Raw genomic sequence first — 23,863 nt, 5'->3', positions numbered from 1 at the left:
TGCCCGGTCCGAAGCCGGTCGTTACAGCGCCTTGGCCGCGGCGACCACCGCATCGACGGTGATGCCAAAGTGCTTGTACAACTGGCCGGCCGGGGCGCTGGCGCCGAAGCTGTCGATGCCCACGACCGCACCATCCAGGCCGACATACTTGCTCCAGAACGCGGTGACGCCGGCCTCGACGGCCACGCGCTTGCGGACCGCGCGCGGCAGCACGGCTTCGCGGTAGGCCGCGTCCTGGCGATCGAACACGTCGGTCGACGGCATCGACACCACGCGCACGTTGTCGCCGAGCTGGGCTGCAGCCTGGGTCGCCAGTTCCACTTCCGAGCCGGTCGCGATCAGGATGATCTCCGGCACGCCGACCGCATCCTTCAGCACGTAGGCACCGCGCGCGATGTCGGCGACCTGCGCGCCATCGCGCGGCTGGTGCTGCAGGTTCTGGCGCGAGAACACCAGGCAGCTCGGACCGTCGCGGCGCTCGATCGCCGCCTTCCACGACACCGCCGACTCGACGGCATCGCAGGGACGCCAGACGTCGTTGTTGGGGATCATGCGCAGCGAGGCCAGGTGCTCGACCGGCTGATGGGTCGGGCCGTCCTCGCCCAGGCCGATCGAGTCGTGCGTGAACACGTGGATCGCATGCGCCGGGATCAGTGCGCTCATGCGCAGCGCATTGCGCGAATAATCGCTGAAGACCAGGAACGTGGCGTCGTACGGGATGAAACCACCGTGCAGAGCCAGGCCATTGGCGATCGCGCTCATGCCGAACTCGCGCACGCCGTAGTAGACGTAGTTGGCATCGGCATCGCTGCTGGCGGCCGACTTGCTGCCCTTCCACAGCGTCAGGTTGGACGCGGCCAGGTCGGCGGAACCGCCGATCAGCTCCGGCAGCAACGGCGCGAAGGCTTCGATCGCCATCTGCGACGCCTTGCGCGACGCCACGACCGGACCTTCGGCCTGCAGCTTGGCGATGTAGGCATCGGCAGCGGCACCGAAACCCTCCGGCAGTTCGGCATGCGAGCGGCGCACCAGTTCGGCGGCCAGCTCGGGGTGACGCTCGGAATAGGCGTCGAACAGGGTGTTCCACTGGTCCTCGCGGACCAGGCCCGCGCCGGTGGCGCGCCAGCCTGCGGCGATCGCCTGCGGGACTTCGAACGGGGCGGCGTTCCAGCCCAGCGCCTGGCGGGTCGCGGCGACCTCGGCGGCGCCCAGCGGCGAACCGTGCGAGGACTCCTTGCCGGCCTTGTTCGGCGAACCGAAGCCGATCGAGGTCCGGCAGCAGATCAGCGTCGGCTTGTCGTCCTGGGCGATCGCGGCGTCGATGGCGCCCTTGATGGCCGCGGGATCATGGCCGTCGACACTGCGGATCACGCGCCAGCCATAAGCCTCGAAGCGGGCCGGGGTGTCGTCGGTGAACCAACCATGCACTTCGCCATCGATCGAGATGCCGTTGTCGTCCCAGAACGCGACCAGCTTGCCCAGGCACAGCGTGCCGGCCAGCGAGGCGGCCTCGTGCGAGATGCCTTCCATCAGGCAGCCGTCGCCCATGAAGACCCAGGTGCGATGGTCGACCACCGCCAGTTCCGGGCGGTTGAAGCGCTGCGCGAGCAGCTTTTCGGCCAGCGCGAAGCCGACCGCATTGGCCAGGCCCTGTCCGAGCGGGCCGGTCGTGGTCTCGACGCCGGGGGTCTCGTGACGCTCCGGATGGCCGGCGGTCTTGCTGTGCAACTGGCGGAAGTTCTTCAGCTCTTCGATCGGCAGGTCGTAGCCCGACAGGTGCAGCAGCGCGTAATGCAGCATCGAGCCGTGGCCGTTGGACAGCACGAAGCGGTCGCGGTTGAACCATTGCGGATTGCCCGGATTGTGGTTCAGGTAATCGTTCCACAGCACTTCGGCGATGTCGGCCATGCCCATGGGCATGCCCGGGTGGCCCGACTTGGCGGCCTCGACCGCATCGATGGCGAGGAATCGGATGGCGTTGGCGAGGTCGCGGCGGCTGGGCGTCGTCATGTCGGGCATAGGAAGGGGCAACGGAGGGAAGCGGAGGGATGTCGGGCAGCCGCGCAGGCGCGGCAGCGAGGCCGCTATTGTCCCATCCCTGTCCCGCGCTGTCGCGCTCGACGGGTCCGGTCGAGGGATCGGTGCAACGGACCGGTCGCCGGTTCAGCCCGCCAGAGCACCAGCCCGGCCGCGCCATCCCCATGTCATTGCCCGCGCACCGGGACACGACCCGGTGCGCCAACGCCCTGCTCGCGCAAGGCCCGGTCAGCGGCTGGCGGCAGGGGCCTCCGGCAGATCGGGCGCGTCGACCTCGCCCCTGGCGACCAGGGCCGCGATGCCGAGGTCCCCGGTCACGTTGACCGTGGTCCGGCACATGTCCAGGAAGTGGTTGACGCCCAGCACCAGGCCGATGCCTTCGGGCGGCACACCGACCATGGCACAGATCAGCGCGACCACCGGCAGCGAGCCCGAGGGCACGCCGGCCGTGCCGATACCGCCGAGGATGCAGACCAGCATCACCATCAACTGCTGACCCCAGCTCAGGTCGACGCCGAAGAACTGCGCCAGGAAGATCACCGTGACGCCCTCGAACAACGCGGTGCCGTTCTGGTTGGCCGTGGCGCCGACGGTCAGCACGAAGCGCGAAACCTTGCGCGGCAGCTTCAACTCCTCATCGGCGACCCGCAACGCGGTCGGCAGCGTGGCATTGCTGGACGCGGTGGAGAACGCCATCAGCATCGCCTCCTGCACGCCCTTGTAGAACGCCACCGGCGACCAGCCGGCGATCAGCTTCAGGGCCAGCGAGTACACCACCAGCATGTGGATCGCCAGCGCGCCGACGACGACCAGCACATAGGCGCCCAGCTTGATCAGCAGGTCCCAGCCGAACAGCACGGCCAGGTTGAACATGAAGCAGAACACCGCATACGGCGCCAGGCGGATCACCAGGCCGATCAGCGTCATCGAGATCTCGAACAGGCCTTCGATGCCGCGCTTCAACGTCGCCGTGGCCTCGGACCTGGTCAGCACCATGCCGACGCCGAACATCATCGCGAAGAACATCAGCGCAAGGATGTTGGCGTTGTCGGAGGCCGCGCCGACGACGTTCTGCGGCACGATCGACAGCAGCATCTCCATGCCCTTCATGCCGGTCTGGCTGTCGCGCACGATGGACTTGGCGCTCTCTGCGCCTTCGGCCAGCAACTGCTGCGCCAGCAAGGGATCCACGCCGACGCCCGGCTTGAACAGGTTGACCATCACCAGCCCCAGCAGCACCGCGATGCCCGACAGCACGATGGTGTAGCCCAGCGTGCGCCAGCCGATGCGACCCAGCGATGCGATGTCGCCCATCTCCGATACGCCGACCACCAGCGCCGAGAACAGCAGCGGCACGATCAGCATGAAGATCAGGCTCAGGAACAGCTTGGAGAACGGCTGGGTCACGTATTGGGTCAGGCCTGCGACCCAACCCGCATCCGCGCCGGCGCTGTAATGGACGACCAGGCCGAACAACAGTCCGACGATGAATCCGATCGCGATTTTCCAGTGCAACGGGAAGGATGAACCGGGCTTGGCGGGGGCCTTCGTCATGGTCTAGCCTCTGGCGGCAAAGAAACCGAGGGTAGCAAACCCGCCGCGCATGCGACCAATCGCGCGCAGTCGAAGCCCGTGACACCCCGGGATCCGCAGCCCGGCGTTGCTGCCGCGCTCAGGCGATGGGACTGGCCGAACCGCTGACGATGATGCCGCCCGCCACCGGGATCTCGACCGCGAGCAGGCTGGGCCTGCCGACGTGCGCGCCCTGATGGACCTCGATATGCGTCGGCGCATCGAGCACGGCGGTGACACGCAGGTAGCCGCCCAGCGCGGCTGCCGCCGATCCGGTGGCCGGATCCTCGATGATGTCGCCCACCGGAAACAGGTTGCGGACTTCGAAGCCGCGGGACGACAGGGCGAACGCGACCATCACCGTGCCCGCCCATCCGTTGGCATCCATCAACGCCCGCACCGCCTGGGGATCGAAGCGGAAACCGTCGAAGGTCGCGCGCGACCGCAGCACCAGCAGCGGATGCCAGTTGCCGGCAAACGCCAGCATGGGCGGATAGCTCGCGTCGAGATCCGCATCGCACAGGCCAAGCAGGCTCATCAGCGCATCGAACACCGCGGACGGAAACGGCGCGACGCGCGGCTCAACGCTGGTGAAGGCCGCGATGATGTCGCCGGCGGGCGACCGGGTGGTCTCGATGGCGACGGCACCGACGAGGGTCTCGAACAGGAAAGGTCCGGTCCCGCCGCGTTCCGCCATCGCCACGGCCGTCGCGATGGTCGCATGGCCGCAGAACGGCACCTCGGCATCCGGCGAGAAATAGCGCAGCCGATGATGGCGCGGATCGCCAGCGATGTCGCGATCGATGACGAATGCTGTTTCGGCGTAACCGATATCGGCCGCCAATGCCTGCATCGCCGCCACGTCCAGGCCTTGGGCACGCAGGACGATGCCCGCGGGGTTTCCACCGCCGGGCGCTGCGGCAAACGCCGCGTAGCGGAGCGCATCGGGGGCGTGTTGATTGCGCAGGTCAGGGTGTTCCATGCGCAAGATCATCCACGTCGTGCGATCGGCCCGTCAACCGGGACTGCAAAGGCATCGAGGGCACCTTCGCACAATCCGCTGCCGATGATGACGCTGCTGCCGATACCATGACGTCAATGGACGCGGCAACCCACGCGCCTGCCTGCCAGGCCAGGCGAGGGAGACACTCGCTACGGATACAGCGGTGGCAACGCGGTCGCCTCGGTGCGGGCCGCTGCCGCCGTCCGGATGCCGGACGGGAACGCGGCCCGCAATGCTTCGCGTGCGACCGCCATGTCGCCGCCGCCCCATCGCGCCTGCTGCAGTTGCCGCACCGCCTCGCGCTGCGCCGGATCCTGCAGGCGTGCCAGCAAGGCATCGAGATCCTCGGCTTCGGGAGAGACCGACACGCACAGGAAATGCGCGATCTCGCCGGCATCGCCGGTTTGCAGCAAGGCCAGCCAGGGTCGCGACTGCCACGCGCGCGCGCGCGGCGCGATCACTGCAGACCCGGCAGTCATCCCGGGAACGGACCGCGCGGGAGGCAACGCCTGCGCGCGGCGACGCTGGCCCAGCCCCCACCACAGGGTCAGCAGCCACAGCAGGGCAAACACCATCGCCGCGACCATCCACACAGACAGCCCCTGCAACGACGGACCCGCAACCGGCGAGGTCGTCTGGATCCCTCCCGGAAGCGACGATGGTGCGCTGTCGCCGTTGGCCGTCCCGCTGCCCGTCTCCGTGCCCGCTTCGACCTCCAGCGCGATCGCCGGCAACGACGCCGTGCGGGCCGCACCGGCGCGCACGTCCCACCAGCCGATGCGCGGACCCGGCAGCCGCAGCACACCCGGTTGCGACGGCACGATCGAGAACTTCCGCGTCACCCGCGTCTGCGGACGACCATGGTCGAAGCTCTCGTCGATCTGCGCGGGTTCGGCAAAGACCTGGACACCTGCGATCGGCGGCAGTTGCAGTTCCGGCAACTGCGTGCCGACCGCACCATCGGCACGCGCTTCGACGACGACCGTTGCCGCGCTGCCGGTGCGCGCGGAGGTAGGCGACTCGACATAGCGCAGATCCAGTGCATGCAGCGGCAGCCAGGGCTGCGGCGCGCCATCGGGCACGGCCTGCACCTGCAGGATGCGCGGCGCGCCATTGGCCGTGAGTGCCCGCCGGCCATCGCTGAAGACATCGTCGAAGAAACCACCCGCGCCGCGGCCTTCGAAGCGTGCGCCGGGAATGGTCAGCGTTCCGCTGCGTTCCGGGACCACCTGGTAGCGACGTTCGACCACCGTGTAGCGGCGGCCATCGATCTCGCGAGTGAACTGCAGGTCGCTGCCGATGCGCTGCATCGACGCGCCTTCCGGAACCGACTGGTCGAGTGTTCCCGACACCAGCGGCGGCAGGTAGTACAGGCGCAACACATAGCCCACTGACTGCTGCACGTAAGGTGTCTGCAGGTCGGCCTCGGATTCGATGAAGGCCGGCGCGCCATCGCGCGCCGGCGTCACCGATGCCGGCACGACGCTGAGCTGCAACGGCGCGGTACTGGCATTACCGACCCGCAAAGAAGGAATCGACAGCACGCCCTCGCGCAGCGGCTTCAATGCGACCGCATACAGCACGCGCGTCTGCTGCTGGCCATTGACGAGGCTGAAGCTGCGGCTGCTGCTGTGGCCACTGAGCTCGAACGCACCTTGCAACGCGGCGTAGTCGGGGGCCTGCGCCGTCGCCTGGTCGGTCTCGACATTGAGCGTGGCGGTCTCGCCGAGCTCGATGCGGTCGCGATCCAGCCAGGCACGCGCGGCAGCCTGCGCCTGCATGGGCAGCAAGGCGAAACTCATCGACAGGATCAGCTGCAATGGGAGCAGCCACCACCACAGCGGCAGGCGTTTCATCGGTCGGGCCTCGCGCCCTGGCGGCGCTGTTGTTCGAGCAGAAAGCGCGCACGCAGCAGGCCTCCCGGATCGTCCGGAATGCGGCGCAACCAGGCTTCGTTGGCTTGGCGCTGCTCGCGTTCGGCGGCACTCTCGGCGCGCTCGGGCGGTGCATCGACCGGCGTGCCGTCCTCGGCCTGCTGTTGCGACTCCTGCAACGCACGCTGCATCTGCTCGCGCTGCGCGCGATCGGCGTCCGACTGCGCCGCCTGCTGCTGCGGTGCCTGCGATGGAAGCGGCGGCTTGTTCGCGGACCGGTCCTGCGCGCGCGAACGGTCAGCAGGCGACGGGAGCGGTTGCGACGGGCCGGGCGGCGGCGACTGCGCATCAGGCTGGGGCGTGCCGTCTGCAGGCTTGCTGTCGCCGGGCTTGCCCTCCGCAGGCTCGCCGGCCCCAGGCTCGCCCGATTGCGGCGTCTGGCCCGGTGCCTGCGGCGGCGCATTCGACGAGGGCGAGGGTTTTTGCGCACCCTTGCCCTGATGGGGTCGGTCCTGCAAGGCGGCCTCGACCGCCTTACGGTTGGCCAGCGCGTCCTCCATGCCGGGCTGCAGCCGCAGCGCCTCGTCATAGGCAGCGATGGCCTCGGCCAGTTGTCCGGCCTTGGCGAGCGCATTGCCGCGGTTGTAGGCAGCGTCGGCACCCTGCAGGCCGGACCAGCGTTGTCCGGCCTGCGCGAAGTCGCCTTCGCGGTAGGCCTGCACGCCATCGCGCAGGCGCGCATGCTCGACCTGGTCGGCGCGCCGCCACCAGGTCCCCTTGACCGCAGCCGGCGCGGACGATGCCGGCGTCGCCGGGGTCGCTTGAACTCTTGCCTGCGCCTGGCCCGGCAACGGCCACAGCCCGACACTACCGACACACAGCAACAACACCGCGAACACCGCGCCGCGACGGAACGCCAGCAAGACCAGCCCCAACAAGGGCAACAACAGCCAATAGCCTTCGTCGCGCCAGGCACGCCCCAGACCGCCGTCTCCGGCCGCTGCGGATGCCGGCGGCCGCAAGGCCGACACTGCTTCCAGATCGCGCTGGTCGTTGCTCAGTCCGGCAAGCACGCCCTGCCCTGCCCGCGTCATGGCCTGCAACGACGTGCGATCCAGCTGTGCATGCGCGATGCTGCCGTCGCCACGCCGATAGGCCGCGCCCGTCGGCGTACCGACGCCGATCGCCGACACCCGGTAGCCCTGCGCCGCCGCGGAGGCCGCCGCCGCAATCGCCGCGCCATCGGCATGGTCGGTCATCAGCAGGATGTCTCCACGCCCATGTCCCGCCTGCTGCAGCAACTGGCGCGAGATCGCGATCGCACGTTCGGCACGGCTGCCATCCTCGGGCATCAGCTCCGGCGACAGCGCATCGACGAACAGGTCGATATTGGCGGCATCGTCGCTGACGGGCGCCACGACGAAGGCATCGCCGGCAAACGCCACCAGCCCGACCGCGCCCTCGCGACGCGACGCCAGCAACGTGCGCAGCTTCGCGCGCACCTGCAGCAGGCGCGATGGCGGAAGGTCGTTGGCCGTCGCCGACGACGACAGATCTACAGCGACCACCAGCGGCGAGCCGCCGCGTACCAGCGGTTGTTCGCCCATGCGCCAGGCCGGACCCGCCAGTGCCAGCACCACCAGCAGAAAGCCGCAGAGCGACCAGGCCAGGCCGGCATAGCCGCGCCGGCCCGGTGCATGCTCGATCAGCGCCGGCAGCAGATGCGCATCGACGACATCGCGCCAGACATTGCGTCGACGCCGCTGCCACCACCAGGCGGCGACCAGCAACGGCAACGCCAGCAGCAGCCACAGCCATTGCGGCCGCAACAGGTGCAGGGAAGACACGACATCCATCAGGAACCCTGCCTGTTCAACGAAATGGACGCAGCCGCACGACCGCGCTGGCGGCGCCTGCGTCCCATCGGCCACGGCGCAAGCACGAGCAGCGCGCATGCGAGCGCTGCCAGCAATGGCCAGTCATAGCGCTCTTCGCGCGGGCGCACACGCTGGCCCGGCTGCTCGATCGGCTCCAGCCGCTCGATCTCGGCATAGATGCCGGCCAACTGCGCGGTGTCGCGCGCACGATACGCCTGTCCGCCGGTGATCTCCGCGACCCGCTGCAGGGTTGCTTCGTCGATCTGTGGCTCGCCACCGCCGGGCAGGCGGAAGCCGAACAGCGACGCGCCTTCTTCGCCACCGAATGCGATCGTGTGGATGCGCACGCGCTGCGCCTGAGCGATCTCCGCGGCCTTCAACGGATCCAGCACGCCGGCCGTGTTGACGCCATCGGTCAGCAGGATCAGCACGCGCTGCGCATCGACGCCTGCGGTCGCGCCCTGCATCGCCTGCAGGCGCTTGACCGCGAGTCCGATCGCATCGCCGATCGCGGTCTCGCGCCCCGCCAGTCCGACCACGCTGTCGAGCAGTTGGCTGCGCACACTGTCGAGATCGCGCGTCAACGGCGTCAACGTGTACGCCCGTTGCCCGAACACCAGCAGGCCGACGCGATCGCCATCGCGGCGATCCAGGAAGTCCGCCAGCACCGCCTTGGCCGCGGTCAGGCGGTCGACGCGCTGGCCACCCAGTTGCATGTCTTCCTCGGCCATGCTGCCCGACAGGTCGACCGCCAGCATCAGGTCGCGCCCCGCCTGCGGCGGCTGCACCGATTCGGCCAGCCATTGCGGGCGCGCGGCGGCCACGCACAGCAGCCCCCAGGCCAGCCAGGCCAGCCACGGCACGCCGCCCGCGCGGCCATGGCGCGTGCCCTCGCCGGCGATCGCCTCCAGCCGATCGCCAAACGGGACCCGCAACGCCGGCCCATCGGTCTGCAGCTCAGGCAGCCAGCGGCGCAGCAGCCACGGTACCGGCAGCAGCAGGAGCAACCAGGGCCATGCAAAGCCTGCAAATCCCTGCCACCAGGACCATGCCGGCCACATCATTGTGGCGCCGTCCATGACACGAAACGCGCACGGGCCAATGCGTGAAGCGCTCCGATGTCGACATCGCCCGCGTCCCGGCGGAACGCCGCATCCAGCAGCGCGCGCCCCGGGCCCTGCGAGAACGCGGTGTCCCTCCCAGTGCCAGTGCGCTGGCGCTTGCCGTCCACGTGCTGGTCGAGGAAGGCCAGCCAGTCCTCACCCTGCAGCCGGTCGGCTGCGGGATCGCGCAGGCGCGACGCACGGCGCAGCAACTCGGACATCGCGGCAATCCGCGCGACCGGTGTCGCGGCCGCGCCAACGCTGCGGTCGAACAGGTCCGCCATATCGCGTTGCCGACGACGACGCCACCAGCGCCGTAGCAACCATGCCAGCAACGCCAGACATGCGAGCCCCACCAGCAGCCACCAACCCGGCGCAGGCGGCCACCAGCCGGGCGCCAGCGGTTCATGGATATCGCGCAGGGCAATGGCCGCCGGCGCAGCGGCAGCGGAAGCGGCGGTCGCGATCATGGCGCGCCCCGCACACTGCCGAGCAGTGACAGCCACGCCGGATGCTCGCCATCGCTGGGCACGCTGGCAACGCGCACGCCACAGGCCGCTGCCCGCTTGCTGACATCGGCCACGACGTCGGCGAAGGCATGCTGCCAATGCTGGCGCTGCGAGGCCATGCCCAGGTCGACCGCCACCCGCCGGTCGCCGGCAAGAAACGGTAGCGACAGCGCGGGCGGCGCGGTTTCCAGCGGATCGGTGAACAGAAGCAGCACGACATCGTTGTGCGCACGCAAGCCAGCCCAGCGATGTCTGGGTACCTGCGCGGCGCTCACGGGATCGGCGAGGATCACCACGCGCGATCCAGGGCGCAGCAGGCGCCGGGCATGCTCCAGCGCGACCAGCAATCCTTCGTCATCGGACGGTGGCCTGGCGTACCAGCGGCACAGCGCGTCCAGCACCCGCAACGCGCCGCGCTGGCCGCCTGCAGGCGGCAACGGCGCCTCCAGCGAGCTGCCGCGCAAGGCCGCGAGCCGATCGCCATCGCGCAGCGCCGTCCATGTCGCCAGCGCACCCGCGCGTGCGGCCTGCACCGACTTGAAGCGCACGCGCGTACCGAAATACAGAGCCGGCGCGGTATCGGCCACCAGCAGGGTCAAGCGCTCGCGTTCGGCCTGGAAGACCTTGGTATGGGCCTGCCCGGTGCGCGCGGTGACGCGCCAGTCGATGTGCCGGGCGTCATCGCCGCGCGTGTACTGGCGCGACTCCGCATACTCCATGCCGCGGCCACGCATCGGCGACGGCGCCTGCATGCGCATGCCGGCACGGGCACGCCGCGGCGCGCCGCGTCCCTGCGCGATGCCACGCAGGGCGAGGAGTTCGGCAAGCGTGGGCTGTAGACCGTCGGCCATGGGGTCGGCGTGGCTCAGGGCAACGGGATCTTGTCGATCAGGGCGGCCACCAGCCGATCACCATCCCAACCTTCGGCGGTCGCCTCGTAACTGGGCAGCACGCGATGGCGCAGCACGTCCGGCGCGACCGCGCGGACGTCTTCGGGGGTGACAAAGTCGCGCCCCTGCAGCCAGGCGCGCGCACGCGCACAACGCTCCAGCGCGATCGAGCCACGCGGGCTCGCACCCCAGGCGATGCGGCGCGCCAGCGTCGCGTCGTAGCGCGCCGGGTCGCGCGAGGCCAGCACGATCTCGATCAGGTAGCGTTCGACCTGCGGCGCGACATGCAGCGCCAGGATCGCGTCACGGGCAGCGAACACGTCCTGCTGGGTGATGCGCGGCGTGGTATCGACGTCGACCTGCTGGAGCCCGCGCGCGCGTTGCCGCGCCAGGCGCAGGATCTCGCTCTCGACCGCCGCGTCGGGATAGCCGATGCGCACATGCATCAGGAAGCGATCGAGTTGTGCCTCCGGCAACGGGAAGGTGCCTTCCTGTTCGATCGGGTTCTGGGTCGCCATGACCAGGAACAACGGCGGCAACGCGTAGGTGTGCCGCCCGACCGTGACCTGGCGTTCGCCCATCGCCTCCAGCAGCGCCGACTGCACCTTGGCCGGCGCACGGTTGATCTCGTCGGCGAGCAGCAGCGAGTGGAACACCGGCCCCTGCATGAACTCGAAGCGTCCATCCTGTGGGCGCCAGACCTCGGTGCCGGTCAGGTCGGCCGGCAGCAGGTCGGGGGTGAACTGGACGCGCGCGAAATCCGCGTCCAGCCGCGAGGCCAAGGCGCGGATCGCGGTGGTCTTGGCCAGGCCCGGCGCGCCCTCGACCAGCAGATGGCCATCGGCCAGCAAGGCGATCAGCAGCCGCTCGATCAGCGCGCCCTGGCCGACGATCTCGCCGGCCAACTGGTCGCGAAGCCCCGAGAACAGGGCATGCAGTCGCGGAAGGTCTTCGTTTGGGTTGTCCATGGCCTGTCATTCACCGGCGCCGATCACGCCCGGGCCCATTTGACCCTATCCGCGGCGCTTGGTTCAGTGCCGGAAGGCAGGCGCCGCCGGAACAAGCTCGCGGCCCGGAAACGGCAATGGGGCCCGAAGGCCCCATTGCGTCGTTCAATGCGGTCGTCGCTGAGACCTGGGATCAGGTCCTTTGCGCTACGCGGATGACCTTGGGGGTCACGAAGATCAGCAGTTCGGCCTTCTCGGTGGTGCGGCCGCGGTTCTTGAACAGGTTGCCGAGGAACGGCAGATCACCCAGGAACGGCACCTTGGACAGGCTGCTGCGGTCACGGAATTCATAGACGCCGCCGATCGAGACAGTCTGGCCGTCGTCCATCAAGACCGAGGTGGTGATCTCGCGCTTGTTGATCTGCGGTACGGACCCTGCTCCGGTCGGAACGAAGCCTTCGATTTCGTCCTTCTTCAGAGCGATGTTCAGATAGACGCGGCCGTCGGCGGTGATGGTTGGCGTGACCTTGAGTTCCAGCAGCACGTCCTTGAACTGCACGGTCGGGACATTGTTGCTCTGCCCGCCAGTGACGGTCAGGTAGCCGACTTCCTGGCCCTGGCGGATCACCGCCTCCTTCTGGTTGCTGGTGATGATGCGCGGGTTCGACAGCACCTCGCCACGCCCTTCGGTCTGCAATGCGGACAGCTCGACATTCCAGTCGATCGTGTTGCCCAGGATGGTCAGGCCGAGCACGCCTGCCGCGGCATCGCCGACGGGATTGCTGTAGTTCAGGCCAGCCGGACCGGTGCCACCCAGCGCACCGCCCACGGTGACGCGGTCCTTGGCCGCGCTGACGCCGAACTTGGCACCGAGGTCGCGCGCGAACGACTCGCTGGCGATGACCACGCGCGCCTCGATGACGACCTGGTCGACCGGCTTGTCCAGCGTGGTGACCAGCCGCTTCACCTCGGCCACGCGTTGCGGGATGTCGATCACCAGCAGGGTGTTGGTGCGGCGATCGAAGCTCAGGCTGCCGCGCGACGACAGGAAGCCACGACTGCTGGCTTGCGCGCCGCCAGCACCACCGCCACCGGAGTTGGCCTTGCTCTCGTCGGTCAGCAGCTTGGCGATGTCCTCGGCATTGCCATAGCTGATCGGCACGTACTCGGTGACCATCTCGACGCGATCCTCGATCGCCAGGCGCGCGTCTTCCTTGTCCTGCTCGTACTTGGAGATTTCCGCCTGCGGTGCGATCCAGACCACGTTGCCGCTGCGGCGCTTGTCGAGGCCACGCGCCTGCAACACGATGTCCAGCGCCTGGTCCCACGGCACCGAGATCAGGCGCAGGGTCACGTTGCCCTGCACGGTGTCGCTGGCGACGACGTTGAGCCCGGACTCTTCGGCGATCAACTGCAGCACGGTGCGTACCGGGATGTCCTGGAAGTTGAACGTCACCGCCTTGCCGGTGTAGACGCGACCGGCGCTGGACTGGCTGGCCGCCACCACCGTGGTCGAGGCCGCGGCACCAATGGCGCGATCGGGGGTGGCCGCCCGTGCGCGCGGCACGATCTCGACCACATAGTCGCGACCGGACTGGTAGGCCAAAGTCTCGACGTTGCCCTGCGTGCTCAGCACCAGTTGCGTGCCATGGCCGCTCTGACGGGCATCGACACGCTGCACCGGGGTGGCGAAGTCGCTGACGTTCAGTGGCCGCTGCAGGCTCGTGGGCAGGCTGGCGTTGCCAACGTCGATGACGACGCTGCCCGGCTGCGTGCGCAGGTCGGGATTGGCGCCTTCACCGTCGAACTGCAGCACCAGCTTGCCGGCTCCGCCATCGCCGCGCTTGAAGTCGATGTTGGCGACATTGACCGTCGCCGGCAACCGCTTGCCGGGATCGATCAGCGTGGCCTGGCTCAGCGCCAGCATCGTGTTCGGCGCAGGTTGCGCGGCATGCACGGCAGCAAAGGTCGACAGCAGCCCGATCAGCAGGCCGATGCTTCCGGCCTGGATCGACGACATGCGGGCCGATGACAACCGGAGCACGGGCTGCTGGAGCACCGGCTGCTGGCGATGCGCTTTGGTCACAATCATCTGACTTCCCCTGATCATTTGTCTTCGAGCGCAACCGAGGCCGGCCGCTCCAGCCAGCCGCCAGCGCCATCTGGCACGAGTTCGACGAGATCGATTCTATCTTCCTGCACATGGGTGACCCGGCCATCGTTCTGGCCCAGGTAGGCGCCGGGCTGGATCCGATAGGTCACCTTGTCCGGCGCGATCACCAGCCCGACCATCGCGGCACCGGTATGCAAGGTACCGGCCATCTTCAGGCTGTCGAGCGGGAACTGCTCGAGGATCTGCTTGCGCCGGTTCGCATCCGGGCGCGGGCCACTGGCCGCGCCATCGCGGTTGAACGCACGGCTGAAGGGATCACGCAGGTCCTGCGCCGCATATTCGAAGGTCTCGAACTGCTGCATCACCGGCAACGGCTCGAGCGGAGGTGCGGGCCTGGCCTTCACGTTGGCCACCCATTCCTGCAGCGGCGGCGCCTCGCCCGGACTGCTGTTGATGTCGCGACCGCATGCCGCCAGTGCAAGCACCGCCAACGCCAGCGACAGCGCGCGGATACCGCAACGGGGGATCGCTCGAATGAAGCTCGCCTGCATGTCAGCGCTCCCCTCCGGCCGGCGGCGGCGCCGCAGCGGCGGCCGCTGCTTCCTGGGCCACGGCTTCTTCCTCGTCCAGGTAGCGATACGTCTTCACGGTTCCGGCCAGCTCCAGGTTGGAGTTGGGGCCGATGGCGCCCAGCGCATTGTTGTCCGCGTTGCGCGCGCGCAGCGAAATATCGTGCATCGTCATGATGACCACGCGCGGCAGCGACGCCACGCCGCTGACGAAGGCGCCGAACTGATGGTAGGTGCCGACCATGCGCAGTTCGATGGGCTTCTCGGCATAGAACTCTTTCTTCGATTCCGGGCCAGGACGAAACAACTCGTTCTGGATGCCGGTCGCCAGCGCGGTCTGCGAAATATCGCCGATCAGGTCGGGCATCTCGGTCCGGCTCGGCAACTGGCGCAACATCTGCTGCAACTGCTGCCCCATCTGCGCGAGCTGCAACTTCAGCGGCTCGAGGTTCGCCGCGCGCTCCTGGCTTTTCTCGAACTGGGCGCGCAATTCGCCTTCCTTTCTTTCGAGCGATTGAAGCTCCTGTCCCTTGGGTCGGGTCAGCACCTGCCAGAGCAGGCCGAAGATCAACAGCCCGACGACCACGCAGAAGACGTTCTTGTACAACTGCGGCCAGGAGCCGATGTTGTTGAAGTCCAGTTCCTTGAGCGACATCTTCTTGCTCATGACGCGGGCCCTTGCGCGGCAGGTTCAGAAGCCGGCGGGGCAGCCGGCGCGTTCTCGGCAGGTGCAGCCGGCGCGGAAGGCGCGTCCGTCGCAGGCGTGGCATCCGACGGCGTACTGCCGGCAGCGGCGGCCGCCGCGTCCTGGGCCGCGGTGTCTTCGTTGACCGGGGGCACCGCATCGGGCACGCCGTCGCCGTCCTCGTCCTTGGGCTCGTTGGGGTTGGCCAACTGCACCGACAGGGTAAAGGCATACGGCAGGCCGGCGACGCCATCCTGGGCCTCGATGACCGACAGGTCGGGCTTGGTCATCCAGCCAGATCCTTCCAGGTTGCGCATGTAGGTGCTGACCCGCGAGTTGGACTGAGAGCGACCTTCCAATGTCAGCTTCTGGCCTTCCTGCTTGATGCCGGTCAGGATCACGCCGTCGGGAATCGTGCGCACCAGCGAATCGAACAGGTGCACCATCTGCGAGCGGTTGGCCTGCAACTGCTCGATGACTTCCTTGCGCGCGAGCAGGCGCCCCTTCTGGCGATCGAGCTCGTCGATTTCCTGGATCTGTTTTTCGACTTCGGCGATCTGCTGTTCCAGGAAGCTGTTGCGTTCCTGCTGCCCGCTGATCTGGGCGTTGTAATAGGCATTGAACAGGAACCACAGCAGCACGCCGGCCAGCGCCGACGCGCCCAGCATCAGACCGAATTCCTTCTGGCGCTGCTTGCGGCGTTCCGCCCGCCACGGGAGGAGATTGATCCGTGCCATCAGTCGAAACTCCTCAGGGCAAGGCCGCAGGCGATCATCAGCGCCGGCGCGTCCTGAGCGAGCGCATGCGCCTGCACCCGCGGGCCCAGCGTCATCTGCGCCAGCGGGTTGGCGACGACGGTTTGCACGCCCAACTGCTCCTCGATCATCTCGGAGACGCCGGGGATCGACGCGCAACCGCCGGCCAGCACGACCTGGTCGACGCGGTTGAACTCGCTGCCGGCATAGAAGAACTGCAGCAGGCGGCTGATCTGCTGGACCAGCGCTTCCTTGAACGGCTCCAGCACTTCGATTTCGTAGCTCTCCGGCAAACCGCCCTGGCGCTTGGCCAGGCCGGCTTCTTCGTAGCTCAGGCCATAGCGGCGCATCACTTCGTCGGTGAGCTGCTTGCCGCCGAACACCTGCTCACGCGAATACAGACTGCGGCCGTTGCGCAGGATATTGAGCGTGGTCATCGTCGCGCCGACATCGACCAGCGCGACGATGCCGTCGCGCGGGATGTTCAGCGTGCTGGCGATCAGCCCGAACGCGTTCTCGATCGCGAAGGCCTCGACATCGACGACGCGCGCCGTCAGTCCACCCAGCTCCAGTGCCGACGCGCGCATCTCGACGTTTTCAGAACGCGACGCCGCCAGCAGCACCTGGACCATTTCCGGATTGCCCGGCATCGGTCCCAGCACTTCAAAATCCAGGTTCACTTCCTCGATCGGATAGGGGATGTAGTTGACCGCTTCCAGTTCGACCTGCGACTCCAGGTCGTCCTCGTCGAGGTCGGCCGGCATCGGGATGATCTTGGTGATGACCGCCGAACCGGCGACGGCCGCCGACGCATGCTTGACCTTCGAACCCGAGCGGGCGATCGCGCGGCGGATCGCCTCGCCGACCGCCTCGACCTCGACGATGTTCTTCTCGACCACGGCATTAGGGGGAAGGGGTTCGACGGCGTAGTGCTCCACCCGGTAACGATCGCCCGTCCGCGAAAGTTGCAGAAGCTTGACGGCGGTCGAACTGATGTCGACGCCGACAAGCGGTGACTGGCTTTTTGTGATCAGCCCCACGGTTTTCCCCTTTGTCACACGGGCGCTTACGTGCGCAACGTGCCCCGGCACATTAAATAACGGACTTTGGCCACCTTGGCAACAGCCCGCACCGATCCCGAGCCGCGCGCATTATCACCTGAACCGTCTCGATCCGTGGGCGCCCCCCCAAACCGCGGCTCGGGCGTGCCGGGGACGCTCCTCTATACTGCCCTTCCCCTCCTCCGTGCCCCGGAACAGGAAGCTTGTTCGATGTCACGTTTTCGCCGCCTGCTGCGCTGGACCCTGCTCGTCTTCTTCGCCCTCGCCCTGGCCGGCGGCGCGGCGTTCGCGGTGCTGTACACGACCGTGTCGGCGAAGCTCCCCGACGTCCAGACCCTGCGCGAGATCGAGCTGCAGGAGCCGCTTTACGTCTATGCCAACGATGGCCGCCTGATGGCCCTGTTCGGCGAGACCCGGCGTTACCCGATCAGCATCGACCAGGTCCCTGAACGGCTGCGCCAGGCCTTCATCGCCACCGAGGATGCCCGCTTCTACGAGCACCACGGCGTCGACTACAAGGGCGTTGCCCGCGCGGTCTGGCAGGTGCTGACCAACGAGGACGGCCGTCGCGTCGCCGGCGGCTCGACGATCACCCAGCAGGTCGCGCGCCAGTTCTTCCTGAGCTCGGAGTACAGCTACACCCGCAAGTTCGCCGAAATGCTGCTGGCGATGAAGATGGAGCGCGAGCTCAGCAAGGACGAGATCTTCGAGCTCTACCTGAACAAGAGTTTCTTCGGCAACCGCGCCTATGGTGTCGCCGCTGCGGCCGAGTTCTACTACGGCAAGTCGCTGGACCAGCTGGACCTGGACGAGATGGCCTCGCTGGCGGCGATCCCCAAGTTCCCGTCCAGCGGCAACCCGCTGAGCAACCCCGTCCGCGCCAAGGAACGCCGCGACGTCTACGTGCTGGCTCGGATGAAGGAGCTGGGCTTCATCAGCCCCGCCGAGGCCGCGCAGGCGCAGGCGACCCCGATGCACGCCAAGCCGCATGAGCGCCCGGTCGAGGTCTACGCCCCTTATGTCGCCGAGATGGTCCGCCAGGAAATGATCGCCCGCTTCGGCGGCGAAGTCCTGACCAAGGGCTACCACGTCACCACCACGATCGACCCGGTGATGCAGGCCGCGGCCGACCAGTCGGTGCGCACCGGACTGAGCCTGTACGACCACCGCCACGGCTGGACCAAGGTCGAGCAGACCTTCGAGCTGGCCGCCGGCGAGGATGCCGCGACCGCGGGCGCCCGGCTGCGCGCGATCCCGGCACAGTCCGGCCTGCTGCCTGCGATCGTGCTGCGCTCGGGCGACAACACCGCCGATGTCGCACTGGCCGATGGCACCACGATCACGCTCGACGCCGCCGCCAGCCGCTGGACCGGCCGCAACCCCGCCGCCCTGCTCAAGCGCGGAGACGTGACCCGCGTGCGCCGCATCGAGACGGCGGCCAAGGTCGCCGCCAACGCAGACCCTGCGACGCCGGTGCCGGCACCGACCATCAGCTGGCAGCTCGACCAGATCCCGCGCGGCCAGGCCACGCTGGTGTCGCTGGAACCCGACACCGGCGCACTGAAGGCACTGATCGGTGGCTTCAGCTTTGCCGGCAGCAAGTTCAACCGCGCGACCCAGTCGCGTCGCCAGCCCGGCTCGAGCTTCAAGCCGTTCATCTACGCGGCGGCGTTCGAGAAGGGCTTCAACCCGGCCTCGATCGTGCTCGACGCCCCGGTGGTCTTCAAGATGCGGCGTGGCCAGGAATGGCGCCCGCAGAACGACAGCGGCAACTTCGCCGGGCCGATGCGCATCCGCGAAGCACTGGTCCAGTCGCGCAACCTCGTCTCGGTGCGCCTGCTGGACGCGATCGGCGTCGACTACGCGCGCCGCTACATCAGCCACTTCGGCTTCAAGGAAGAAGAACTGCCGCCCAACCTGTCGATCTCGCTGGGCACGCCGTCGCTGGCGCCGCTGGACGTCGCGCGTGGGTATGCGGTGTTCTCCAATGGCGGCTTCCGGATCACCCCGTGGTTCATCGACGAGGTCAAGGACCGCAACGGCACCGTGATCTTCAAGGAAAATCCGGCGATCGCCTGCCGCAGCTGCGGAATGGGCGCCGATGGCCGGCCACAGGCCGCCGCCAACGTCGTCGACGGCTTCGACCTCGGCCCCTCGGCACCGGCGCGCCCGGCAACCACCGAAGCCAAGCCGGAAGCAGCGCCGCCGGCCCTGCCCACGGACGCCGTGCTGGCACCGCGTGCGATCGACGCCCGCGTGGCCTATCAGCTGGTCTCGATGATGCGCGACGTGGTCCAGCGCGGCACCGGTGCGCAGGCCAAGGCGCTGGGACGCGCCGACGTCGGCGGCAAGACCGGCTCCACCAACGACCACCGCGACGCCTGGTTCTCGGGCTTTGGCGGCAACCTGGTGACCTCGGTCTGGGTCGGCCGCGACGACAACCGTTCGCTCGGTTATCGCGAATATGGCGGCAAGGCCGCACTGCCGATCTGGATCGACTACATGCGCGTGGCGCTCAAGGACGTGCCGATCGCAAGCAACGAGCCGCCCGAGGGCATGATCCGCGTCGCGGTGACCGCAGGCGGACGCCTGCTGCCGACATCGTCGGAGGGCGGCATCATCGAATACGTGAAAGCCGAGGATCTCGAGCGCATGGAAACCGAGATCGAGATGCACTTCGAAGACCTGCCCAGCGAAGAGTCGTTCGACATCTTCTGAGAACCTGCTCACGATCCTGCTGCGCTTGCCATCTGGCGCGCGTGCGGTGCTCGAAAGAACCGCCTGGAGCGGTTCTTGACAGCGCATCGCGCTGGCCACAAATGCTCATGTACCCGCACGTACACTGCGCTTTCTGCCTGCTCTTCACTGGCATGCACACCACGCGCCACCTGGCTGCGCTCGCGACAGATCGTGAACAGGTTCTGAGTCGTCAGGCCCTGGGCCATCGACGTGGCGGTTCCCGCGCTCTGGGCGCGCGGGCCATGCCTCCGTCCCACCTGGCGCACTGGGCCATACCGACAACCCAGTCCGCAGACAGCCGTCCGCAGGGCTTGGCCGACACCCGTCCAGCGCCCTCGCGGTCCCTGCCTCGCGACCCTGCCGACAGCCGTCCGCGACTGCAACGTTTCCTTCGCGGGGATGCGCTACAGTCGGCGCGAGTCCACAGGGGGATGGCCATGCACCACGCGCGCCAGCACGCCGAAACACGCACCCGGGAACGCCGTCATCGACTCGCGCACGAAGCCGCCAGGCTGATGGCCGAGGGCGGCATCCGCGACTACCACCAGGCCAAGCTCAAGGCCGCCGACCGGCTCGGCATCCACGACGACGCCTCGCTGCCGCGCAATCGCGAGATCGAGGATGCGCTGCGCGAGTACCAGCGTCTGTTCGTCGGCGACAGCCACGCCGCAGCCCTGCGCCAACGCCGCGAAGCCGCGTTGCGTGCAATGACCTTCTTCGCCCCGTTCGATCCGCGTCTTGTCGGGCCGGTGCTCGACGGCACCGCGGACAGCCGCTCGCCGGTGCTGCTGCACCTGTTCAGCGACGACCCCGAGGCGGTCTCGCATTTCCTCGACGATGCCCGCATCCCCGCGGAAAGCCGCAGCCGGCACGTGCGCCTGGACCGCAGCCGTGGCGGTGAGTTTCCGGTCTGGGTGTTCAGCGCCGAGGACCTGGCGTTCGACCTGACCGTGCTGCCGGCCGACGCCCTGCGCCAGGCGCCGCTGTCAGGCATCGACGAGAAGCCGATGAAGCGCGCGTCGGCGTCGCAACTGCAGCAGATGTTGGTGCAGCAGGAGATCGACGGTTACGAGGCCGGCTGAACCTGCGCGGTCGCACGCCAGACACGAAAACGCCCCGCAAGGCGGGGCGCTTCGATCAGGATCTTCTGGTCATGTCCTTCTCTGATCAGGACCTTCGCTGGCATCCGCGCCAGGAAGCCGCCAGGGCCGCAAGCCGGCGATTCGCCGACGCGGCCCGGCAAGCGCCGCGTCAGCGCTTGTCCTTGGACACGTAGTCGCGGGTGTCGTAGCCGGTATAGATCTGGCGCGGTCGGCCGATCTTGGCCTCCGGATCCACCTGCTGCTCCAGCCAGTGCGCAACCCAGCCCGCGGTGCGGCCGATCGCGAACATCACCGTGAACATGCTGGTCGGGATCTTCAGCGCCTTGTAGATGATGCCGCTGTAGAAATCGACGTTCGGGTAGAGCTTGCGCTGGATGAAATACTCATCCTTCAACGCCGCCTCTTCGAGCTTCATCGCCACTTCCAGCAGCGGATCGTTGACGCCGAGCTCGCCGAGCACCTCGTGGGTCATCTCGCGGATGATCTTGGCGCGCGGATCGAAGTTCTTGTACACGCGGTGGCCGAAGCCCATCAGGCGGAAGCCCGAGTTCTTGTCCTTGGCCTTGGCGATCGCGGACTCGACGTTGTCGGGCGTGCCGATCTCTTCGAGCATCTTCAGCACCGCCTCGTTGGCGCCGCCGTGCGCGGGGCCCCACAGCGCGGTGATGCCGGCGGCGACCGAGGCATACGGATTGGCACCGGTCGAACCGACCAGGCGGACCGTCGAGGTCGACGCGTTCTGCTCGTGGTCGGCATGCAGGATGAACAGCAGATCCAGCGCCTTCTGCACGACCGGGTTCATTTCCAGCGGCTCGCTCGGCACTTCGAACATCATGTGCAGGAAGCGGTCGACGTATTCGAGGTTGTTGCGCGGGTAGCGGATCGGCCAGCCGATCGAATAGCGGTATGCGGCCGCGGCCAGCGTCGGCACCTTGGCGATCAGGCGGATCGCGGCCAGGCGGCGCTGCTCCGGATCCTCAAGATCGAGCGTGTCGTGGTAGAAGGCCGACAGCGAGGCGACGCTCGCGGCCAGCATCGCCATCGGGTGCGCGTCGTAATGGAAGCCGTTGAGGAAGTTCTTCAGCGACTCATGCATCATCGTGTGATGCGCGACCTCATGGTCGAACTTGGCGAATTCGTCCTTGCTCGGCAGCTCGCCATTCATCAGCAGATAGGCGACTTCGAGGAAGTTCGACTGCTTGGCCAACTGCTCGATCGGATAGCCGCGATACAGCAGCACGCCGGCGTCGCCGTCGATATAGGTGATGGCCGACTTGCACGCCGCGGTCGCGGTGAAGCCGGGATCGTAGGTGAACAACCCCGTTTCCTTCGGCAGACGCGCGATATCGACGGTGGCGTTGCCCAAGGTCGGCTTGATAATCGGCAGTTCGACCGACTTGTCGCCTGCGTTCAACACGATCTGATCAGACACTGATGCACTCCTCTGGTCGCCCGGCGCCATGTTGGGTCGCCAGATGATGTCTTTGGGACGCGGGCGATGCCGCGACGCAGCAATTATTGCACAGCAGGACTGGGGCGCCGGGCCTGACTTTGGTAGGGCCCGGCATCTGGAACAATGCGTTTCCCGGATGTCGCCAGCGTGACGTCAGCCCGACGAACGCGCCGGCGCGCAATCGTCGTCGACATCCGCGGCGACGGCACCAGGGCACGCAAACGACAACGGCCGCGCGAGGCGGCCGTGACGACAGAACTAAAGCGAAGCGGGTGACCGCTTACTTCGTGTAGCGACGCTTGAACTTGTCGATACGACCGCTGGTGTCCATGACCTTGTTCTGGCCGGTATAGAACGGATGCGTGGCCGAAGACACTTCGATCTTGATCAGCGGGTATTCGTTACCGTCTTCCCACTTGATCTTCTCCTTGGAGGAGGCGGCCAGCGTGGAACGGGTCAGGAAACGAAAATCGGAAGTCACGTCCTGGAAGACGACGTCACGGTAATCGGGGTGGATGTCGGCCTTCATGGCGGGCACCAAGTTGCGCAAGGGAAGAGCGGCATTTTAGCGATCTTCCCCCCTCGACGCAAGTCATCCCAAGTCATCCCTGCCCCGCCTCCAGCGCGCCCCGGATCAGGGCCTCGAACCGCGCCTGCGGGTAGGCGATCAGGATCCGGGCGTTGTCGGGGCGCCCGGTCTGCCGACGCCAGTCGACGATCGTGGCACCACGCGCCGCGCCGCCCTCGGTGACGACCTCGACCGGCCGTTCCTGAACGTCGATGGCGGCGTCGGGATGCAGCGCCCAGGCCATCGCCAGGGCGTCGGCGGAATGCCAGCGGTCGCCACGCAGGCCGGCCGACCAGGCCCGGGTCTTGCGCGAGATCGCGTCGTAGAACGCGGCCCGCGGCCCGGGCACGCCCAGCCAGGCATCCACGTCGGCATGCGCGAGGCCGTGGGCGACGGTCGCTTCCCAGTCCGACAGCTCGATCTTCGGAAACCCCTCGAAGACGATCCGCGCGGCCTCGGGGTCGAAATAGACGTTGAACTCGGCGGCCGGCGTGATGTTGCCGTGCGCCGTCACCGCGCCGCCCATGACCACGAACCGTCCGATCCGCTCCGGCAGCGTGGGGTCGAGCTTCAAGGCCAGCGCGATATTGGTCAGCGGACCCAACGCGACCAGCAGCAGGCGACCGGCATGCTGGTGCGACAACCGCAGGATCGCCAGCGCCGCATGCTCGGCGTCGGCCTCGCGCTGCGCCGGCGTGTAGCCGACGTCGCCGAACCCATCCTGCCCATGCACGTTGGCGGCGTTCGGCGACGCGAACAGCAACGGCTGCGCACAACCCGCATGCACCGGCACGTCGTCGCGGCCGACGATGTCGCACAGCTTCAAGGCATTGGCGACGGTATGCCGCAGGCCGACATTGCCGGCGGTCACCGTCAGCGCGACGACCTCATGGGCGCTGTCGTTGAACGCCATCAGCAGCGCAAGCGCATCGTCGACACCGGGATCGGTATCGATCAGCAGCGGAATCTTTTCGCTCATCGGGAGGATCGTCGCCTGGAAGGCCG

Annotated in this window: 19 protein-coding genes; 2 read left to right on the top strand and 17 right to left on the bottom strand. The window is 67.8% G+C overall.

The genetic code is table 11. The features are described 5' to 3' along the window. Nucleotides 1–21: 21 nt before the first annotated feature. From tkt to ACYX7E_RS07270, 14 genes are all read right to left on the bottom strand, one after another. Nucleotides 22–2,010: a transketolase gene (tkt, locus tag ACYX7E_RS07335; protein WP_462079920.1), complete on the bottom strand. Its 1,989-nt coding sequence runs from the start codon at nucleotides 2,008–2,010 to the stop codon at nucleotides 22–24. Nucleotides 2,011–2,265: 255 nt separating this feature from the next. Then, on the bottom strand, nucleotides 2,266–3,591 hold the full coding sequence (locus ACYX7E_RS07330) for a dicarboxylate/amino acid:cation symporter (RefSeq protein WP_462079919.1): 1,326 nt from the start codon (nucleotides 3,589–3,591) through the stop codon (nucleotides 2,266–2,268). A 118-nt stretch (nucleotides 3,592–3,709) separates the two neighbouring features. Further along, a complete protein-coding gene (locus ACYX7E_RS07325) occupies nucleotides 3,710–4,591 on the bottom strand; it encodes a PhzF family phenazine biosynthesis protein (protein WP_462079918.1) in 882 nt (293 codons plus the stop codon). 170 nt (nucleotides 4,592–4,761) lie between these two features. Then, the gene (locus ACYX7E_RS07320) at nucleotides 4,762–6,468 is read right to left on the bottom strand and encodes a BatD family protein (protein ID WP_462079917.1); all 1,707 of its coding nucleotides are present in this window, start codon (nucleotides 6,466–6,468) and stop codon (nucleotides 4,762–4,764) included. Beyond that, nucleotides 6,465–8,342, bottom strand: a complete 1,878-nt coding sequence (locus ACYX7E_RS07315; RefSeq protein ID WP_462079916.1) for a VWA domain-containing protein — start codon at nucleotides 8,340–8,342, stop codon at nucleotides 6,465–6,467. The genes ACYX7E_RS07320 and ACYX7E_RS07315 overlap by 4 nt, the downstream gene beginning before the upstream one ends. Continuing rightward, on the bottom strand, nucleotides 8,342–9,427 hold the full coding sequence (locus tag ACYX7E_RS07310; protein ID WP_462080243.1) for a vWA domain-containing protein: 1,086 nt from the start codon (nucleotides 9,425–9,427) through the stop codon (nucleotides 8,342–8,344). Before ACYX7E_RS07310 ends, ACYX7E_RS07315 begins: the two co-directional genes overlap by 1 nt. Next, entirely contained in the window at nucleotides 9,424–9,936 is a 513-nt protein-coding gene (locus ACYX7E_RS07305) for a DUF4381 domain-containing protein (protein WP_462079915.1), read from the bottom strand. The genes ACYX7E_RS07310 and ACYX7E_RS07305 overlap by 4 nt, the downstream gene beginning before the upstream one ends. Then, on the bottom strand, nucleotides 9,933–10,826 hold the full coding sequence (locus ACYX7E_RS07300) for a DUF58 domain-containing protein (RefSeq protein ID WP_462079914.1): 894 nt from the start codon (nucleotides 10,824–10,826) through the stop codon (nucleotides 9,933–9,935). Before ACYX7E_RS07300 ends, ACYX7E_RS07305 begins: the two co-directional genes overlap by 4 nt. Nucleotides 10,827–10,840: 14 nt before the next feature. Next, entirely contained in the window at nucleotides 10,841–11,833 is a 993-nt protein-coding gene (locus tag ACYX7E_RS07295; protein ID WP_462079913.1) for an AAA family ATPase, read from the bottom strand. A 172-nt stretch (nucleotides 11,834–12,005) separates the two neighbouring features. After that, nucleotides 12,006–13,904 carry a type IV pilus secretin PilQ gene (locus ACYX7E_RS07290; RefSeq protein ID WP_462079912.1) on the bottom strand — a complete coding sequence of 633 codons (1,899 nt, stop codon included), beginning with the start codon at nucleotides 13,902–13,904 and terminating at the stop codon, nucleotides 12,006–12,008. Between the two features lie 14 nt (nucleotides 13,905–13,918). Further along, nucleotides 13,919–14,476 carry a pilus assembly protein PilP gene (locus ACYX7E_RS07285; RefSeq protein WP_462079911.1) on the bottom strand — a complete coding sequence of 186 codons (558 nt, stop codon included), beginning with the start codon at nucleotides 14,474–14,476 and terminating at the stop codon, nucleotides 13,919–13,921. Between the two features lies 1 nt (nucleotide 14,477). After that, the gene (locus ACYX7E_RS07280; protein ID WP_462079910.1) at nucleotides 14,478–15,161 is read right to left on the bottom strand and encodes a type IV pilus inner membrane component PilO; all 684 of its coding nucleotides are present in this window, start codon (nucleotides 15,159–15,161) and stop codon (nucleotides 14,478–14,480) included. Continuing rightward, nucleotides 15,158–15,916, bottom strand: a complete 759-nt coding sequence (locus ACYX7E_RS07275; protein WP_462079909.1) for a PilN domain-containing protein — start codon at nucleotides 15,914–15,916, stop codon at nucleotides 15,158–15,160. The genes ACYX7E_RS07280 and ACYX7E_RS07275 overlap by 4 nt, the downstream gene beginning before the upstream one ends. Then, a complete protein-coding gene (locus tag ACYX7E_RS07270; RefSeq protein WP_462079908.1) occupies nucleotides 15,916–16,974 on the bottom strand; it encodes a pilus assembly protein PilM in 1,059 nt (352 codons plus the stop codon). Before ACYX7E_RS07270 ends, ACYX7E_RS07275 begins: the two co-directional genes overlap by 1 nt. A 231-nt stretch (nucleotides 16,975–17,205) precedes the next feature. Between ACYX7E_RS07270 and ACYX7E_RS07265 the strand changes: the two genes are divergently transcribed. Together ACYX7E_RS07265 and ACYX7E_RS07260 are read left to right on the top strand one after the other, a co-directional pair. After that, nucleotides 17,206–19,713 carry a penicillin-binding protein 1A gene (locus ACYX7E_RS07265; protein ID WP_462079907.1) on the top strand — a complete coding sequence of 836 codons (2,508 nt, stop codon included), beginning with the start codon at nucleotides 17,206–17,208 and terminating at the stop codon, nucleotides 19,711–19,713. 458 nt (nucleotides 19,714–20,171) lie between these two features. Then, nucleotides 20,172–20,816, top strand: a complete 645-nt coding sequence (locus ACYX7E_RS07260) for a hypothetical protein (protein WP_462079906.1) — start codon at nucleotides 20,172–20,174, stop codon at nucleotides 20,814–20,816. Nucleotides 20,817–20,985: 169 nt separating this feature from the next. Here ACYX7E_RS07260 and ACYX7E_RS07255 read toward each other — a convergent pair whose 3' ends face one another. From ACYX7E_RS07255 to ACYX7E_RS07245, 3 genes are all read right to left on the bottom strand, one after another. Continuing rightward, nucleotides 20,986–22,299, bottom strand: coding sequence for a citrate synthase (locus tag ACYX7E_RS07255; protein WP_462079905.1), 1,314 nt, complete (start codon nucleotides 22,297–22,299; stop codon nucleotides 20,986–20,988). A gap of 271 nt (nucleotides 22,300–22,570) precedes the next feature. Further along, nucleotides 22,571–22,819, bottom strand: a complete 249-nt coding sequence (locus tag ACYX7E_RS07250) for a type B 50S ribosomal protein L31 (RefSeq protein WP_462079904.1) — start codon at nucleotides 22,817–22,819, stop codon at nucleotides 22,571–22,573. Between the two features lie 73 nt (nucleotides 22,820–22,892). Continuing rightward, the gene (locus tag ACYX7E_RS07245; protein ID WP_462079903.1) at nucleotides 22,893–23,837 is read right to left on the bottom strand and encodes a nucleoside hydrolase; all 945 of its coding nucleotides are present in this window, start codon (nucleotides 23,835–23,837) and stop codon (nucleotides 22,893–22,895) included. Nucleotides 23,838–23,863: the final 26 nt, after the last annotated feature.

It is taken from the genome of Luteimonas sp. RIT-PG2_3 (assembly GCF_054902115.1).
This window is presented reverse-complemented; position numbering and strand designations above follow the sequence as displayed.